The following is a 16,005-nucleotide window of genomic DNA, read 5'->3' as shown; positions in this document are numbered from 1 at the left end:
CTTTATTTTAAAAAAAGTTGGTCAATTCTTGTCCGATGACTGAGCATACGCGCGTATGCCCCGTATTTATCTCTCACCGCCCGACATTTCCATGCAGGATCATGCCAGTGTGGATGCCGTGCTGGCTTCGAACTGGGTGGCGCCGGTCGGGCCCCATTTGGAGGAATTTGAAAAGACGGTGGCATCCAGTGTCGGGGTGAAGCATGCGCTGGCCCTCAGCTCCGGAACAGCGGCACTGCACCTTGCCCTGCAGGTTCTGGGGGTCGGTCAGGGGGATGAAGTGATTTGTCCCTCGATGACTTTTGCCGCCAGCGCCAATCCGGTCCGTTATCTCGGGGCGGAGCCGGTCTTTGTCGACAGTGAGCGCCGCACATGGAATATGGATCCTGCCCTGCTCGAAAAGGCCCTGCAGGAACGTTCCGCAATCAAGGCGGTTATCGTGGTGCATCTATACGGGCAGTGTGCGGAGATGGGGAAGATCATTGAGCTCTGCCGTAAGTATGACAAGCCACTGATTGAAGACGCCGCTGAAGCTGTCGGTGCGAGTTACCAGGGCTGGCCCGCCGGTTCGATGGGGGACATCGCCTTTTTTTCGTTCAACGGTAATAAAATAATTACGACATCCGGGGGAGGGATGTTGCTCTCGAATCATCAGGAATGGTTATCGCGGGCCCGATATCTTTCCGCTCAGGCGCGTGAACCTGTTTTGCATTACGAACACAGGGAAGTCGGCTATAATTATCGCATGAGTAATGTGCTAGCCGGGTTGGGGCTCAGTCAATTCTCCGACCTGAAGCGCCGCATATCTGCCAAGCGAGCCCACTTTGAAGCATATAAGGCGGCGTTCGATAAATACCAGAACGTGGCGATGATGCCGATTCAAGAGCCGGACGAAGCCAACTACTGGCTGTCCTGTTTGACGCTTAGCGGAGGTGTCTCTCAGCGTGATGCCCTGATTGCGGCCTTGGAAACAGAGGATATTGAGGCACGTCCTGTCTGGAAGCCATTGCACCTGCAGCCGGTCTTTGACGGCTGTGTTTGTTATGGCGGTCAGGTGGCCGAATCGCTCTTTGCCCAGGGCATTTGCCTGCCGAGCGGCTCCGGGATGTCCGGTGCGGAGCGTCAACGTGTCATCGATGCCATAATCAGTTTCTTGAATGAAGGGTTCCGCTCATGATTGTGGCGATGCTAGGGCGATACCTGAACATCAGGAATTTATTACTTCTGCTGTTTTATGCCTTGGTGTCCGGCGCCAGTTACTGGCTAGCCTATGACTTGCGTTTTGACTTCGGCATCGATCTTCATCCGCAACACGCGATGGACCGCATCAATACCATCTGGTGGGTCGTCGGCTTACAGTTGATGCTACTCTATGCGGGTGGGCAGGTGGACTCAATTTTGTCCTATTTCCGTCTTCCGGATGCCATGCGGTTGTTTGCGGCCTTGTTCGCGAACTGCCTCATCCTCTTGTCGATGTGGTATCTTTACGGAGGCAAAAACGTGCCGCCGAGGGCGGTTATACTGACTTATTTTCTGCTGAGTTTTCTGGCGATCGCAGCTTTTCGTATTCTGATGCGGGTTAAGTCAAGTCGAGGGCCGGAGGACTGGCTCTCGGTAGATACGGCGGATAATGTTGTTATTATTGGTGCGGGTGAAGTCGGGGCAGGTCTCTGTGCCGAGCTCATGAGTAAAGCAAGGTTGGGTATGCGACCGGTGGCTTTTCTCGATGATGATTCGCGAAAGGTCGGGCGCTACATCCATGGTCTTCTTGTGGCCGATACTGTCGACGAAGTGGCCAAGGTGGCCAAGCGTTATTCTGCGAACAAGGCGGTCATCGCCTTTCCCTCGGCCTCGGTGAAGCGCATGCGCGAAGTGGCTGAATTGGCCCGTCAGGCGGGGCTGAAAGTTGACACAGTGCCGGCGCTTACAGACTTGGTCAGTGGTCGAGCCCAGGTATCACAGCTACGGCCGGTGCAATTGGAGGATCTGCTCGGCCGTGATCCGGTAAACCTGAATTCCGGGGATATCCGCGATATGCTCAAAGGAAAGCGTGTCTTGGTCACCGGCGCGGGGGGCAGTATTGGTAAAGAGCTGGTTGCCCAAATCCTGACTTATGCCCCGTCCGAAATGCTCTGTCTGGATCAGGCGGAAATAGCTATCTTCGAGCTAGAGCAAGAGATATTCCTGAAAGAGGCAGAGTGCAAAGTCGATGTGCGGACCTGTGTGGCGGATGTTTACAATACGGAGGTTCTCAGAGCTCGTTTTGAAGATTTTCAGCCCGAAGTCGTCTTTCATGCCGCCGCGCATAAGCACGTTAATCTGATGGAGGTCCAGCCGGACGAGGCCCTGCGAAACAATTTCCTGGCCACCACATGTTTGGCCCGGCTTGCTTCCGAATTCAAGGTCGAGCGCTTCGTGATGATATCCACGGACAAAGCGATTAATCCGACCAGCGTGATGGGAGCCAGCAAGCGCTTGGCTGAGTTGTCTGTAACAGCGCAACAGCATGCCGAGGGTAATGTCACAAAGTTCATGTCCGTGCGCTTCGGCAACGTACTAGGCTCATCGGGTAGTGTCATCACCATTTTTCGGAGGCAAATTGCAGCAGGTGGACCGGTTACGGTCACCGATCCGGAGGTGAAGCGCTTTTTTATGACGGTAAAGGAGGCAGTTGGTCTGGTGCTTCAGTCCGCCACTCAGGGTGAGGGGGGCGAAATATTTGTTCTCGATATGGGTGAAGCGGTCAAAATTGATGACCTAGCACGACAGATGATTCAGTTAAGCGGTTGTCGCCCGGGAGAAGATATCGAGATCATTTATACGGGTCTACGCCCCGGTGAAAAGCGTTTCGAGGAAGTGCAGCACATCAGTGAAAAACTTCAAAAGACCCGCCACCCGCGTGTATTGCGCTTCGTCGCCGATCGGAATGGCCTGGACTTTGAACACATGGAGAAGGAACTCGCCAGCATCGCCGCCGGCCGCAATGCGCCTGCCATTAAGGCCACGATTCAGAAGTTCGTGCCCGAATATACGCCTTCGGAGGATCAGTAGCCACTCCCGGATACTTCGCCGCCCTCACAAATCGCGGCGCAAGAGGTCCAGCCGACCCCCAGACGAGAGGCTCCCATCTCAATAAATCGACGGGCGGTCGCTGCGTCGCGAATGCCGCCGGAGGGCTTGACTTTGGCCTTGCCGGCAGCGGTTTCGAGCATGACTTGCACATCTGATTCTTTCGCACCTGCACCGTTAAAACCGGTTGAGGTTTTTATGTAGTCTGCACCGGCATCGATAGAAATTTCTGCAAGGCGTTGTATTTGTCCGGCAGTGAGTTGTGCCGTCTCAAATATGACCTTCAGTAACACGTTGGCTGCCTTACATTGCCGGGCAACGCCAGCGATGTCGGCACGCACGGCATCCCAGTCACCCGATTTGGCCCAGCCATAGTTTGCCACCATGTCGATTTCGTCCACACCTGATTCGATATAATGTCGAGCCTCGTCGGCCTTGCTCGCTGAGAGTTGGTCCCCGTGCGGAAAACCCAAAACCACGCAGACTTTCGTCTCCGTCCCCCGGCAAAGAGACTGAGCCAGCTCGATATCGCAGGGACGTACGCATACGCTGAATGTCTTTAGGCGAATGCAGGCTTTAATCGCTTCTTGAGCCTCTTCCCGAGTTGTTTCAGGTTTAAGTACGGCAGCGTCCAGGTAGCGGTTTAAATGATCCATCCTGTTAATTTAGGTGGAGTGGGGCGGAGGTCGAGCTGCGACTTATATCATCCACTGACTGTTACTGGCAATATCATCGCATCTGTGCCAATAAACGGAGAATGAACCTTCCTGTCCATTGGTAGCATCGCAAATAAGGATGGATTTCGAATTCAGAAAAGTTCTCCCTGAGCGATCAATCGGGACATGCGTAGCGACAAGACCACGCATGTCCCGACGCCGTATGCCACCCGTAAAAGTCACACAGTGGTAGAATACAGTGCGTGCCTTTGTCTTTTAAAAAGACGAATCCACGTTTCGATCACCCCGCTTTCACCAGCGAGGCAACGTGGCCTGAGGCTTCATTGGATTGAGCCCGCACAAGTCAAAGCTCTGTTTTGGGATTCATATTAACCTTAAAAGTAAGTTGCTGGTATTAGATGATATCGCGGCAATCGTCCGGTTTGTCCCGGTCCTTGACTGTATGGATGGAGCTCGGGCTGGGCCGCTTGTAGACTTGGAGTTTTTTGCGATAGTACAGTATGGCAGCCTGCCAGAGAATCCGCGGCATACTGTTGATTGCGGTATCGAATGGGCGGAAAAGGGCATGACGAATAACCTGACCGACAGTCAGAGGCAGTCCCCGCCCTTCGATCCAGGTTTTCATGGCACACTCGCCGTTTTTCCAGAGGTCCACTCCCAGGAAAAGTTCATTGTTCTCGATACGAAAGGTGAAATGGTATTCACCGGACATGTCGTTGAACGGGGATACGTGAAAATCCTTTGCGCAGCTGGCGGTCCACTTAGATGGTCCTTCCGGCTTCAGATCATTCAGCGGATAAATATGACGGTCACCAAAGGTATTGTTCACCTCGGCAACGACACAGGTGAGTGTTTCGCCGTCCATACGCAGGTAGAAATTTACCGGGTTAAACGCATATCCAAAATACCGGGGTGAGCTGATCAGAAAGGTTCGTTCGTCGTTTTTTTCGGGCGGTAAGAATTCATTCAGCTGTTCGGAGATGGACAAGCTGCTGCCCCTCAGGAAATCGCTATCGCTGATCCGGAGCGGGCGGCTTTGGTTGTAACCAAAAAGTGAGGTCGAGCTCTCAATTTCCTTCAATTCGTCAAGCGCGAAGGAGAAAAACGTCATCGGGTAGGTGAAGGTGTGGTCGACCGGCCCGATTCTTTCGTGGGTCACCTTCCCCCGATAGATCTTCGAATGTTCGATCATAGTTCGATGCCAAAGCCCTTTGCCACTTCCACTGCCGACTGGACCGCATCCTCGTGAAAGCCGTATCCGAAGTAGCTGCCGCAAAACCAGGTATTCCGTTTGCCGTTCGTTCGCGCAAGCCGTGGCTGAGAGGCGAGTGCCTGTTCGGAGTAGAGTGGGTGGGTCAACGTCGTGCGATTGATTACCTTGTCCTCGGGTATGGAAGCACCTGCATTCAAAGTAACGATGTAGTGGTTTCCGGTTTTTAGGTTCTGCAAGCGGTTCATGTAGTAGCTAACCAGTACGGGGCGGCTCTTGCCGTCGCCCGGTTCGCGCAGGAAGTTCCAGGAGGACCACTGTTTTGGGTCGGGTGGAAGGTGTGTTTCGCTGGTGTGCAGGACGACTTCGTTTGGTTGGTATCGCCAAACGGACAGGTTGGCTTTTTCTTCTTCACTGGGGTCATCGAGCATGGCCAGGGCTTCGTCGGCATGCGCGCCAATTACGAGATGATCGAATGCCAGCTCTTCTCCGTCCTGCTTGCGTAAAATGACTCCGTCTGTCGTCCGGCGAATGCCATCCGGAGCGGCATTCAGATTCGGCTTTTTCTTAAAATCCTTCAGCATCGTTTTGACATAGCTGCGGCTGCCTCCCTTGACATATTTCCACTGCGGACGATTGGTCAGGCGTAGAAGACCATGGTTTTCCAGGAAATGCAGATAGGGCTGAGCTGGGAAATTTTCCATTTCCTCGACGGGGGAAGACCAGATTGCAGCCCCCATGGGGTAGAAGTAATTCTCACGGAAGTTCTGGCCGAAAGATCGGCTCTCGAAATACTGCCCCAGAGTCTTACCCTCGAGGTAGCCCGACTGGAGGTCGCGGTAGCCAATGCGGGCAAAGCGTGCGAGATCCCGAACCAGGCCGAGATGTTTGGGCATGAAGTAGTAACTTAGCTTTGGGAAAAGCGTACTCAGAGTATTGCCGGAGTATCCGTAGCCCGAAGTCTTGTCGTGAAAGCTGAATGTCATGGAGCTGTCGGCAAGCTTCACCCCGAGCTGCTTCAAAACCTTTGTAAAAAGCGGATAGTTCCGGTGGTTCATCACGATGAACCCGGTATCCACGGCCAGTCCGGTATCTACCCCGTCCTTGATCTTGAGCGTTCGTGTATGTCCGCCTATGTAGTCGTTTTTCTCGAAGAGATGGACTTCGTGCCTTCGATTGAGTAACCATGCCGCAGTGAGACCGGCCACGCCACAACCGACCACAGCAATCTTCTTGCGCTGGGATTCGGCTTTCATCTTACGCTTTGACGAATCGGTAATGCATCACGGGCCATTCTCTGCCTTCGTTGTACGCAAATAATTCCGAACAGGCCATGTAAAATATCCGCCAGCGCTGATACCACAATTTGGCGCTACTTCCGTAGCATTCCCGGAAGGTTTGAAGTACGTCTTCGCGATTAGCGTCCTGCTTTTGTAACCAGGCTTCCAGTGTCCGGCTGTAATGGTTGCCATTGACGAACCACTTTTCCTCGGGGTTGAGAATACCTTCGGCAGCTGAAATCAAAAGGGTTGAAGAAGGCATGATCCCGCCACTGAAAAAGTAGCGCGACATCCAATCCTTGGGCCCGCGAGCTTCAAAAAGATAGGTTTCGGACTGGTGGCTGAATATGTGCACGAAGCACTTTCCGCCCGGCCTCAACCAGTTCTCGATCTGGGTAAACAACTTTCTGTGGTTGCGCACATGCTCAAACATTTCCACGGAAACGACGCGATCGTAATGTCCTTCCGGTTTGAAATCGTTGATGTCGCAGGTGACCACCTGAAGGTTCTCCAGCCCCCTTTCTTTGGCGCGTTGTTCGATATACTTCCGTTGCGAGTGGGAATTGCTGATCGAAGTGATACGGCTCTGCGGGTAATGTTCTGCCATCCAGAGGCTCAGGGATCCCCATCCGCAGCCCAACTCCAGGATGTCCTGGTCCTGATCCAGTTCGGCCCGTTCACAGCTCAGCTTCAGCATGGCTGCCTCGGAAGCATCCAGAGTGTCAACCTCGTCGGGCCAGTAACCGCAGCTGTATTTTAAATGTTCTCCAAGGACAGTTTGAAAATAGGGGGCGGGAATCTCGTAATGTTGCTCGTTGGCGGCGTCCGTCTCTTCGGCCAGCGGCTTGGCGGAAAGCTCCTTAATCCAGTCGCTGTCTGTTTTGTGGCTCCCGCGAGCGGACTTCAGCCGCTCGGAAAGTAATTTGCGGATACCGGTTCGTATAAGGCTGTCGGGTAAAAGACCGTGCTCGGCTAATTTGATGGAAATGCTCATAAATTATAACTAACGACTGTTGTAAAAAGAACTTACATTCATGGGGATGTAAGTTTTTCCTCACCACTGCGCTTCTTTATCATGAAACTGCTTCACGCATTTTTAATCGCAACCCTCTTTCTAAGCCTGATTTTTATGACCGGGTGCACGACCAAAAGTAATTCTATGATACACACGCAGACTGTTCCTGATGACAAGTACAACGCGGCGCTCGAGTGGACCGATCCGTCGAATCATGAGGTGCCGGCGGAAGGCAGTGATTCTGAGGCTGAAATGCTCAACCGGGTCAGGGCTCTTTTTACCAACTATACGGAAGAAAACCTGCGAGAGAATGTCACCCGCGTATATGCGGAAGAGGTCTATTTTCGGGATGCTTTCAAGCAGTTTGCGCGTTCGACAGAAATCCGTGACTATTTTGTACACGGCCTCAAGCCACTCAAGGCCGCCGAATTTGAGTTTCGCAGAATTATTCGTTCGGGTGATGAGTTCTACATTGATTGGCTCATGCGGCTTGATTTTGAAAAGACACCTGATGGAAGCTGGGAAGAATCGATCGGGATGACGCACATGAGATTCAACGCCGATGGTAAAATTATTTTCCATCAGGATTACTGGGACCCGACGGATATCGTCTATAAACGAATTCCGGTGGCGAAGCAGCTGATCAATTTTGTTAAGAAAAAAATGTAAATACCTTCCGGGCTGCGCGTTGACTGCCCACGGTCACATCAAACGCCCTCAAATCGCGCAAAATGCCTTGACCACTGGATGGGCACAGAATGACATAAATGTATGTTCAGGAGTTGTTACCGTCTTTGCTTTGAGTTGCCACCGCGTAGTTTATTCTACCTCTTAATTTTGGTCATTCCGTTTGTCGGCCTCTCGGCAAACGAGACACCCGAGCAACCGCAGTTGAGCGACTTGAGCGTTGAAAAGTTTGCTGAAAAACATGACGGAAAGTACACGGATCTTTTTATAAGTTTCAAAAATCAGCCGGATTTTCGTCGTCTGTGCCGCAAGCACCGCCTGGATGATCCCGCGGTTTGGGATACGCTTCGACAAAGATTCGTATTAAACCTGGCTGAGCTTCAGGGGCGTTTGAGCGATGCCGAATCGATGATGGCGACTCCCGATAAAAAAGGTGGGCTCAACAAAAAAGTTATCAGTGCGGAGAAGACCCGGACCAGGGGGAAAGAACTCAAAGATGCCCTCGTGACGCAAATGGATGAAATGAGGCAAATGATCCGCTTGATCGATGAGTTTAAATTGGCCTTGAATGAGATGGGTCCTGATCAGGCACTGACGGGTGAAATCGATATTGAAAACCAGGCTGGCCAGGGCTTTGCCGGGCAAGTGCTCTTCATTGATGGAAACGATCTCCTCGTGAAGCGGGGGGAAGGCGCTTATTTCCGTGTGCCCTCCAAATTGCTAAGTGAGAACACCAGACTTGCGATTTTGAACGAACTTGTGAGTGATTGGGAGGCTTTACCGGAGATGGATCAGGAATCCGAGGTGGAGGACAGGAACGCAGGCGCGCTTATTGCTTACGACGACTCGCATCTTTATATCGACGACCGTTTTGAAGGCTTTGTCAGTCAGGCGCGGGCGGAAAGTGAATTCACTTTCGTTCCTTACAAGAAACAAGTGGAACTCCTGAAAGAGGAAGCCGCGGAAAACTCGCGTAACCGGGATTACTACGAGCAAAAGATGGAAACGCTTAAAAACGGATATTCCACGAACCAATCACGCGTCGAGGCGATTGAATGGCACGAATCGCGTTTGGGCGTTGCGTTTCCGGAAAGCGACCGGGAGGAGGCAAAAGCCTATCGCGAGGAAAAATACGGTGCAGATGAGGCGGAAGAGGTCGAAGAGGTCGAAGAGGCAGTGGATCCCAATACTGAATCGGAAACACCTGAAGCCGAAGAAGCCACACTTGAACCAGACACGAATCTGCTGCCGGCGGAGTAGTCTTCATCTGGCTCCAAGCTTCGCTGTAGTCGTAGAAGCCGTTTTCTTCTCATTCACGCTTGCCGGGCGTAGTTCAGGTGGGAGCTGTGGAGTCCGGCTCTGCTGCGCGACGCCGGGACAGACTTCGTAGCTGCAACGAGTTGCAGACGAAAGGGCGCTGGTCGTTTTTTGCCTGGCTTGCCCGGGCGTAGTTCCACTGGGGCTTCGGAGTCCGGCTTCGTAGCTTCGCTCCGCTTCAGACGAAGCCTGGCGGAGAAGGAGGGATTCGAACCCCCGGTACCGTTTCCGGCACACCTGATTTCGAGTCAGGCACATTCGGCCACTCTGTCACTTCTCCTCAAGAACTCGGAATGAAGAGAGCCTTGAACTGTTTTGCAAGTATGGACTCTTTCATTTTCGGATTTTACGGGCCTGTGCGACGGCACCTTCCAATTGATTGAATTCGGGTTCTTGAATGGTGAAGTCACTGAGCCTGCCTTCAAGGGCACGGCGGAAGCTTTGGTTATGGCTCAACAGCCCGCCAGCCAGGGCGACTGTAGCATGAATCCCGGCCACCCGGGCGGTGGCCCGTACCAGCTTCTCCAATTCTTTGAGCGCGCTTATCTGAATCAGTTGAGCGTCATCGTCGCCATTCTCCGCGAGCTGAAGTACGAGCTTTGCAAGCTCGGCGAGTTGGGATCTTTCGAGTAGGGGCTGATAGAGCCTGTTACTGATATCTTTGCTGTCTTTGATCTCAAGGTGCGCGAACACCTCATCCTTAAGGCGCTGTCCTTCTAAGCGGCCGTCGTTTTGTTGAACCGCAGCTTCCAGAGCACGTTGCCCGATCCAGGCGGCACTTCCGGCATCGTCTGCCAGCCAGCCCCAGCCACCGCACTGATGGGTACTGCCGTTGGCTGATTTTGCCAGGCACACGGAACCGGTACCTGCGATCAAGAGTATCCCGGGGCCACCGGAAAAGGCACCTTCCAGAGCAATCTCGGCATCGGATACGATACGAAACTTTCCGAGTCCCAGCGGATCGACAATGGCTTCCAGTTTTCTTCCGGTCTCTGGATTGCCGGCCCCCGCCAATCCAAGACAAGTAGCAAATGGCTGCGTGTTGACTACCTGGAGGCACTCGTCGATCACGGCACGTAACGAGGCCTGCACACTAGCTTTGCTATAGACGTTCAGGTTGCTCGGGCCTGATTCCGAATAGTGCAATGGTCGTCCATTCGCATCGACCAGTAGGGCGCGGGTTTTGCTGCCCCCGCCATCGATTCCCAAGTAGGTTTCCACGTGTTTAAGAAAAAGCCTAAGAAAGGTTCAGGACAAGACACCAATCAGCATCTTGGCGACTAGGATCATGACGATGAGAGCAACCGGATAAGCCGAGACATAACTGACAACGGGGACCTGTGAGTCAGTCTTGGCAGTGATTGCTCCCAGTGCCGGTGTTGAAGTCATACCACCACATATTCCGCCAAGTGATTGCAAAGGATCCAAGTGGAAGAGCTTCCTCGCGAGAGGCCAGGCCACGATTAACGGAACAACGCTAACCAAAATACCCAGTCCGAAGAGAACCACTCCGTATTGGTTGACTGTTTCGGCCAGAGCGCCACCACCTCGTACGCCGGCATTGGCCAGGAAAAAGACGAGCCCCAACTCCTGAAGAAGCATACGGGTAGGTCGTGGAATATGCCCCACCAGTCTGCCCACCCGGCCGAAGTGTCCGAGTAAAAGCGCGACAAAGAGTGGTCCGCCGGCGAGACCAAGGGTGACAGGCGTACTTCCGGGGAGTCCGATCGGAATCAGGCCGACGATGATTCCCAGCGTCAGCCCCGCGGAAAGGGACAACAGGTCGGTGGTGTCGATGGCATTGCTCCGGTGGCCGACGGCTTTGGCAAATTTTTTCAAATCCTCGCTACGGCCTACGGCCGTTAGTTGATCGTTGGTCTCGATGATGGTCGACGCATTCGGAACGAAGGTAATTCCCAGTCGTGTGATCCTGGTAATAACAGCCCCGAAATGTTTGAGTGGCGCCAGTTCGCGGATGCTTTGTCCGGCTATCCTGCGATTGGTGACGAGGAGTTGTTGCCGCTCGTTTTCGACGTCTTTGAGGATATTTCGGTGACTGCGGTGGCCGAGATAGTCGATCGCGATGTTGATTTCCCGGCCACGTCCCACCAGAAGCAATAATTGACCTTCAGAGTAACTGTCTTCGTAGCTCAGGGGCACGAGTTGGCCGTTCTTGAAAATACGTGAAACCTGGCAGGCGTTGAAGTTGGCGACACCTGAATCGGCGATTTTTTTACCAATGAGATTTTGATTGGTCACTTCGACAAGGACGTTTTCGACCTTCTCCTCGATTTCGGTTGCCGCAGCATGTGTGGCCGCGATTTTTTCCAGATCATGCTTCAAAATACGGGGCAATAGTTGCACAAACAAGACCACGCCGATCACTCCCATCGGGTAGGCGATACCGTAACCTATACTCACTCCACTGCCGGATTCCTTCAGCCCTTCCGTTGCGGCCGCCAATGCGGGCGTGCTGGTAAGGGCACCGGCAAAGATTCCGGCGGCCAAGTCAGAGGGCAAGTCCAGTAGGCTGGCGCCAGCCCATGTGATCAGGCCGCCGGTGGCTACAATCACGAGAGCCAATTTTGCCAGAGTAGCACCCTCGCGGGCTACGGAGGCAAAGAATCGGCCACCAGCGCCGATACCGACGCAATAAACAAATAAAACCAAGCCGAGCGTGCCGACTCCTCCGGGAATGCTGTAACCAAGATGGCCGGAGAGTAGGGCGGAAAAGAGCACTCCTGAACTGCCAAGGTTGATCCCTTTAATCGTAATGCTACCCAAGAGTAAGCCCACCGCTATGATGGCAAAGAGAGCGACCATCGGTTGATGGGTCAGTAGTTGGTGTAGTGCTTGCATGAAATGAATATGTTTAATCCAGTAAACCTCAGAATAGTTAAAACGGGTTCTTATACCATGGATTTTTTTTTACCAAACCTAGAGCAGCGTCGCCTTCAACGGTACGGGTATGTGGTTCCTGGAAAGTCGCTGATCGGGCCTGCAGGTGTTATGCCTAATCGGTTAATGCAAGAAAATCCGCTTCATTGATAATCGGCACACCCAGTTTTTCGGCTTTTGCGTATTTCGATCCGCTAGCCTCTCCGGCCAGAAGGTAGTCGGTTTTTTTGCTGACACTTGAGCTGGTGCGGCCACCTGCCTTCTCAATCAGGTCCGTAGCTTGGTCGCGTGTCAAGTTGGGTAGCGCACCGGTGAGAACGATGGTCTTTCCGGATAAAGGACCTGAAGCCGGGGCCTGACACTTTGTCGTGAAATTCAGGCCGATCGAGCGCAAGCGTTCGATTTCTGCTCGGTTATTCTCATTCGAGAACCAGGCGTGAATGCTTTGCGCCATGATCGAACCCACACCATCGACTTCCTCCAGCGTCTCTTCATCCGCCTGCATGATGGCGTCAAGCGAGCCAAAATGAGCCTCAAGATCCTTAGCCGATTGTTTGCCGACATGGGGAATGCCGAGGCCGTGGACAAGTTGCCAGAGTTCGCAGCCCTTACTGGCTTCGAGCGCTTTAATGAGATTGTTCGCTGATTTTTCAGCAAACTTGTCCAGCTCCAGCAAATCGTTTTCCTGAAGCTGGTAGAGGTCGGCTGGTGTTTTTGCCAGTTGGCGGCTGACCAACTGTTCAATGACCGCGTTGCCCAGATTATCAATATCCATACAGGCGCGGCTGGCGAAGTGCTGCAGGGCTCTCTGCTGCCGGACTGGGTCGTTGTTGTTGACGATTCGCCAGACGGCTTGTCCGGGGTCGCGCTCGGCCTCGATGCCAAGTTCTTTCAAGTGTGCGCCGAAATGAAAGGGCTCACTCTTTTCCGGGCGCTTGTCGAGGTTGACACTCAATACCTGAGGGATGATTTCACCGGCTTTTTGGACGACAACGGTGTCGCCCGGTCGAATGTCTTTCCGCGAAATCTCATCTTCGTTGTGCAGGGTCGCGCGTGAGACCGTGGTGCCAGCCAGTTGAACGGGTTCCAGAATCGCGACCGGAGTGACGGCACCGGTTCGCCCGATCTGCAGGCTGATTTCCTTGAGCAGGGTTTCGGCCCGTTCGGCTTCAAATTTGTAGGCGATCGCCCAACGGGGTGCCTTTGCGGTGAAGCCGGCTTCTCGCTGAAGCGTAAAATCGTCCAGTTTGACAACCGCACCATCGGTTGGATAAGTGAATTTACGGCGCAGCGCATCCAGTTCTTCGATACTTTCCCAGGCAGTCTGAATGCCGTCAGCCAACCAGTATTTTTCCAGAACCGGGAAGTGCCACTCTTTGAGCCTTTCCTGAATCCCGGCTTGATGGGTGAAAAAGTTATCCGGCTCACAGGCACCGACCCCGTATAGTACGATGTTGAGTTTGCGGGCCCGGGCTACCGATGGATCGAGGAGCTTGATGGTTCCGGCGGCAAGATTCCTCGGATTGGCGTAAAGGCTTTCTCCAGCGGATTCGCGGGCGGCGTTGATTCGCTCAAATTCCCCGTGGCGCATGTAGATTTCGCCGCGCACTTCCAGGATTTCCGGCGCGTCACTGATTGTTTCAGGCAGTCCGTCGATGTGCTTTACGTTTTGGGTGATGTCGTCGCCTTCAGTCCCGTTTCCACGGGAGACGGCGCGGATGAATTTCCCGTTTTCGTAGGTCAGGCTGACCGCGACGCCGTCGATTTTGGGCTCAACCAAATATTTGAGCGTTTGCCCCGGGAAACGCTTTTCAAGCCGCTTGCCGAATTCGATCAACTCTTCACTGCTGTAAGTGTTATCCAGACTGAGCATCGGCATGCGATGTCGATAACTCTCGAATGCTTCCAGGCGATCGTCACCGACGGACTGGGTGGGGGACTCGCCAAAATCAAACTCCGGATTAGCCGCCTCAAGTTGGGCCAGCTGTTCTTTCAGCCGATCATAGGCTTGATCGTCGACTTTCGGCTGAGCTTCCCGGTAGTAGAGGCGGTCGTGCTCAGCGATCTCGGCGCGTAGCTTGGCGATTTCTTTTTGCGAGTCCTGCATGCTGGCTAAATTTGAAACCGGTAATCAAAGGGGATCAACGCGAATACGGTAAAGAGACGGATTTTTCTCAGTGAAAGAAGTTATTTCCCAATGAGACGTCGATGGAGAGTCTTACGCGTGCTTGCCGGAAGCCATCGACTTGAAAGGTTTGGCCTTCCGTAGGGGATTGACTCACTAAGTTCGGGCCGTTGGCCCCGCGCTTGGGCGCGTCCCATCTCCGCTCGTACCTCGCTCCGTCGAACCCCAAGAGTAGAACAGGGGTTCTCATCCCCAGTTATTTGTTTGCATAGACAAAAAGAGCTCCTGATGTCGAAATCAGAAGCTCTTTAAAAATGGCCTCCCGGATGGGCGTCGGATACGAACTCGATTTACGCAATCGTTTCATGTTGTCGTGCCGCTGAACGACTGGTCGGCGAACCCGGTCGTTATCTCGCCTTTTCAGTTTCGCTGGGATTCTTTCAAGGGTCTGGAACTGGCTAGAGGATTTAAATACGATCGCAAAAAGCATCTGCTCGAAGTTGCTATGGAATGGAAAGTGCAAATTTCTCAAAATGAGGGACTTAGTAGCTCTGGTATAGCTGCCCAGGTGGGTCTCAGTTCAGGGCGGGTGCGGCAAATTTTGGGCTTCAGTACCCTTCATTCAGAGGTGCAATCTTCAATCCTGGAGCAGGTTAGCAAAAAGGGGAGGGCGGCTGTTCCTGAACGTGTTCTACGGGCCCTCGTTAAGGAGGAAGCAGATAAGCAGAAGCTTCTTTTTGCGCGATATTTGCAGGGAAAATCGCTTTGAATCGACATTTTTGTAGTCTCATCCCCTGCAAGAATCGCGTAAATCGCTCAACATCTTGTTTAGAAAGTGCCATCTCGAACGTAGACGCGCTAGTCACGCCAAAGTGAAGCTGATGGTAGTTCTGCTGATTTGCTGGGGGAGAACAAACCCCATCCGATCATAGCTAAAGGGGGCTACCAGAGGCGCAACAAAGGCGGGATGGGCGAGGTTTGAAGTGGGGGAGGCGAGAGTCGAGTGGACGCCCGTTGACCGGTTCGGCGTTGTCCGGAGAAGCGGCTAAGGTTTTGGAGACGAGTCTTCGTCATTCTTCGCTTCTTTTGAAGATCCAACTTTTTCACCAAAGATCATAAGCAAAGTGCCAATAACAGGAACTCCAACTAACACGCTTAGCATAATAATGGCTTTGAGGTTGTTTCCCACAAACTCGGATTCACGAAAGAAAATCAGAAGCCCGATGCAGACACAGACTACAGTTAAAGCGATGAGGAACAACGCATCAGCAAGGCCTTTCGGCGGCAAGTTACTTGATCGGCTCATTACTATCGCCTTCTGTGAAGCCTATACCGTCTTTAAGGTTATTAATAAATAACGGAACACTCCTAATATTGAGCCGAACATTATAATCGTAAAAAGGATGTGAAGTCCTAAACGCAAATTCGACTTCCTCATACCTGCCATCGTAGCAATGATAAGCTCCAACCCGAAAAGCAAATTACCAACGAATAGAAACAGTATACAATAACCGTAGAAGTAAAAGGGTAATTCTCCGTCGTCGTACATATAGGCGATCTCCGGAATTATTTTCGGAAGGGCATAAAACATGAAAATAGATAAGCAGAGTTCTGAAAAAATGAGTGTATAGAATATGCTATTCCCTATATTTAATTTCATTACTTGAGTCTATTCCATATCAGGCGGAAACCAACAAACAAGATTGCTCCTATAGCCGCTCCTGAGA

At 52.6% G+C, this 16,005-nt stretch carries 13 protein-coding genes and 1 tRNA gene; 5 read left to right on the top strand and 9 right to left on the bottom strand.

Translation table 11 applies throughout. From position 1 onward, the window contains the following. Window positions 1-55: 55 nt before the first annotated feature. Together DDZ13_RS09805 and DDZ13_RS09800 are read left to right on the top strand one after the other, a co-directional pair. Window positions 56-1,177 (top strand): DegT/DnrJ/EryC1/StrS family aminotransferase, encoded by a 1,122-nt coding sequence (locus DDZ13_RS09805; RefSeq protein ID WP_110131280.1) that lies wholly within the window; start codon window positions 56-58, stop codon window positions 1,175-1,177. 98 nt (window positions 1,178-1,275) lie between these two features. Next, window positions 1,276-3,051, top strand: a complete 1,776-nt coding sequence (locus DDZ13_RS09800; RefSeq protein ID WP_158279873.1) for a nucleoside-diphosphate sugar epimerase/dehydratase — start codon at window positions 1,276-1,278, stop codon at window positions 3,049-3,051. On the opposite strand, the gene deoC is transcribed toward DDZ13_RS09800, so the two are convergent. The 4 genes from deoC to DDZ13_RS09780 all read right to left on the bottom strand — a co-directional run bounded on the left by deoC (window position 3,045) and on the right by DDZ13_RS09780 (window position 7,230). Continuing rightward, window positions 3,045-3,725 (bottom strand): deoxyribose-phosphate aldolase, encoded by a 681-nt coding sequence (deoC, locus tag DDZ13_RS09795; RefSeq protein ID WP_110131278.1) that lies wholly within the window; start codon window positions 3,723-3,725, stop codon window positions 3,045-3,047. The genes DDZ13_RS09800 and deoC overlap by 7 nt on opposite strands. Before the next feature lie 415 nt (window positions 3,726-4,140). After that, a complete protein-coding gene (locus tag DDZ13_RS09790; protein WP_110131277.1) occupies window positions 4,141-4,938 on the bottom strand; it encodes a DUF1365 domain-containing protein in 798 nt (265 codons plus the stop codon). Beyond that, window positions 4,935-6,212, bottom strand: a complete 1,278-nt coding sequence (locus DDZ13_RS09785) for an NAD(P)/FAD-dependent oxidoreductase (protein WP_110131276.1) — start codon at window positions 6,210-6,212, stop codon at window positions 4,935-4,937. Before DDZ13_RS09785 ends, DDZ13_RS09790 begins: the two co-directional genes overlap by 4 nt. A 1-nt stretch (window position 6,213) precedes the next feature. Further along, the gene (locus tag DDZ13_RS09780) at window positions 6,214-7,230 is read right to left on the bottom strand and encodes an SAM-dependent methyltransferase (protein WP_110131275.1); all 1,017 of its coding nucleotides are present in this window, start codon (window positions 7,228-7,230) and stop codon (window positions 6,214-6,216) included. A gap of 165 nt (window positions 7,231-7,395) precedes the next feature. On the opposite strand from DDZ13_RS09780, the gene DDZ13_RS09775 reads away from it, so the two are divergent. Together DDZ13_RS09775 and DDZ13_RS09770 are read left to right on the top strand one after the other, a co-directional pair. Next, window positions 7,396-7,920 (top strand): nuclear transport factor 2 family protein, encoded by a 525-nt coding sequence (locus tag DDZ13_RS09775; RefSeq protein WP_158279872.1) that lies wholly within the window; start codon window positions 7,396-7,398, stop codon window positions 7,918-7,920. Between the two features lie 168 nt (window positions 7,921-8,088). Further along, entirely contained in the window at window positions 8,089-9,198 is a 1,110-nt protein-coding gene (locus DDZ13_RS09770; RefSeq protein ID WP_110131273.1) for a hypothetical protein, read from the top strand. A 247-nt stretch (window positions 9,199-9,445) separates the two neighbouring features. Here DDZ13_RS09770 and DDZ13_RS09765 read toward each other — a convergent pair. The 4 genes from DDZ13_RS09765 to ligA form a co-directional block, all read right to left on the bottom strand. Next, window positions 9,446-9,535, bottom strand: a tRNA-Ser gene (locus tag DDZ13_RS09765). Window positions 9,536-9,588: 53 nt separating this feature from the next. Then, window positions 9,589-10,476: an N-acetylglucosamine kinase gene (locus tag DDZ13_RS09760; RefSeq protein WP_110131272.1), complete on the bottom strand. Its 888-nt coding sequence runs from the start codon at window positions 10,474-10,476 to the stop codon at window positions 9,589-9,591. Window positions 10,477-10,503: 27 nt separating this feature from the next. Then, window positions 10,504-12,114: an aspartate:alanine exchanger family transporter gene (locus tag DDZ13_RS09755; protein WP_110131271.1), complete on the bottom strand. Its 1,611-nt coding sequence runs from the start codon at window positions 12,112-12,114 to the stop codon at window positions 10,504-10,506. Window positions 12,115-12,268: 154 nt separating this feature from the next. Then, window positions 12,269-14,260 carry an NAD-dependent DNA ligase LigA gene (ligA, locus tag DDZ13_RS09750; protein ID WP_110131270.1) on the bottom strand — a complete coding sequence of 664 codons (1,992 nt, stop codon included), beginning with the start codon at window positions 14,258-14,260 and terminating at the stop codon, window positions 12,269-12,271. A 391-nt stretch (window positions 14,261-14,651) separates the two neighbouring features. On the opposite strand from ligA, the gene DDZ13_RS09745 reads away from it, so the two are divergent. Beyond that, the gene (locus DDZ13_RS09745; protein ID WP_110131269.1) at window positions 14,652-15,047 is read left to right on the top strand and encodes a hypothetical protein; all 396 of its coding nucleotides are present in this window, start codon (window positions 14,652-14,654) and stop codon (window positions 15,045-15,047) included. Between the two features lie 276 nt (window positions 15,048-15,323). Here the strand turns inward: DDZ13_RS09745 and DDZ13_RS09740 are convergent, their stop codons facing one another. Beyond that, entirely contained in the window at window positions 15,324-15,584 is a 261-nt protein-coding gene (locus DDZ13_RS09740; protein WP_110131268.1) for a hypothetical protein, read from the bottom strand. Between the last annotated feature and the right edge of the window lie 421 nt (window positions 15,585-16,005).

Source organism: Coraliomargarita sinensis (assembly GCF_003185655.1).
In the GTDB taxonomy this organism is placed as follows: Bacteria; Verrucomicrobiota; Verrucomicrobiia; order Opitutales; family Coraliomargaritaceae; genus Coraliomargarita_B; species Coraliomargarita_B sinensis.
Note: the sequence above shows the minus strand (reverse complement) of the source record. Positions and strands in the feature narration are given on the sequence as shown.

Bases quoted from the DNA above. Each gene is read 5' to 3' on its own strand.
- DDZ13_RS09805 (WP_110131280.1), top strand. From the start codon at position 56: ATGCCCCGTATTTATCTCTCACCGCCCGACATTTCCATGCAGGATCAT.
- deoC (WP_110131278.1), bottom strand. From the start codon at position 3,725: ATGGATCATTTAAACCGCTACCTGGACGCTGCCGTACTTAAACCTGAA.
- DDZ13_RS09790 (WP_110131277.1), bottom strand. From the start codon at position 4,938: ATGATCGAACATTCGAAGATCTATCGGGGGAAGGTGACCCACGAAAGA.
- DDZ13_RS09785 (WP_110131276.1), bottom strand. From the start codon at position 6,212: ATGAAAGCCGAATCCCAGCGCAAGAAGATTGCTGTGGTCGGTTGTGGC.
- DDZ13_RS09780 (WP_110131275.1), bottom strand. From the start codon at position 7,230: ATGAGCATTTCCATCAAATTAGCCGAGCACGGTCTTTTACCCGACAGC.
- DDZ13_RS09775 (WP_158279872.1), top strand. From the start codon at position 7,396: ATGATACACACGCAGACTGTTCCTGATGACAAGTACAACGCGGCGCTC.
- DDZ13_RS09755 (WP_110131271.1), bottom strand. From the start codon at position 12,114: ATGCAAGCACTACACCAACTACTGACCCATCAACCGATGGTCGCTCTC.
- ligA (WP_110131270.1), bottom strand. From the start codon at position 14,260: ATGCAGGACTCGCAAAAAGAAATCGCCAAGCTACGCGCCGAGATCGCT.
- DDZ13_RS09740 (WP_110131268.1), bottom strand. From the start codon at position 15,584: ATGAGCCGATCAAGTAACTTGCCGCCGAAAGGCCTTGCTGATGCGTTG.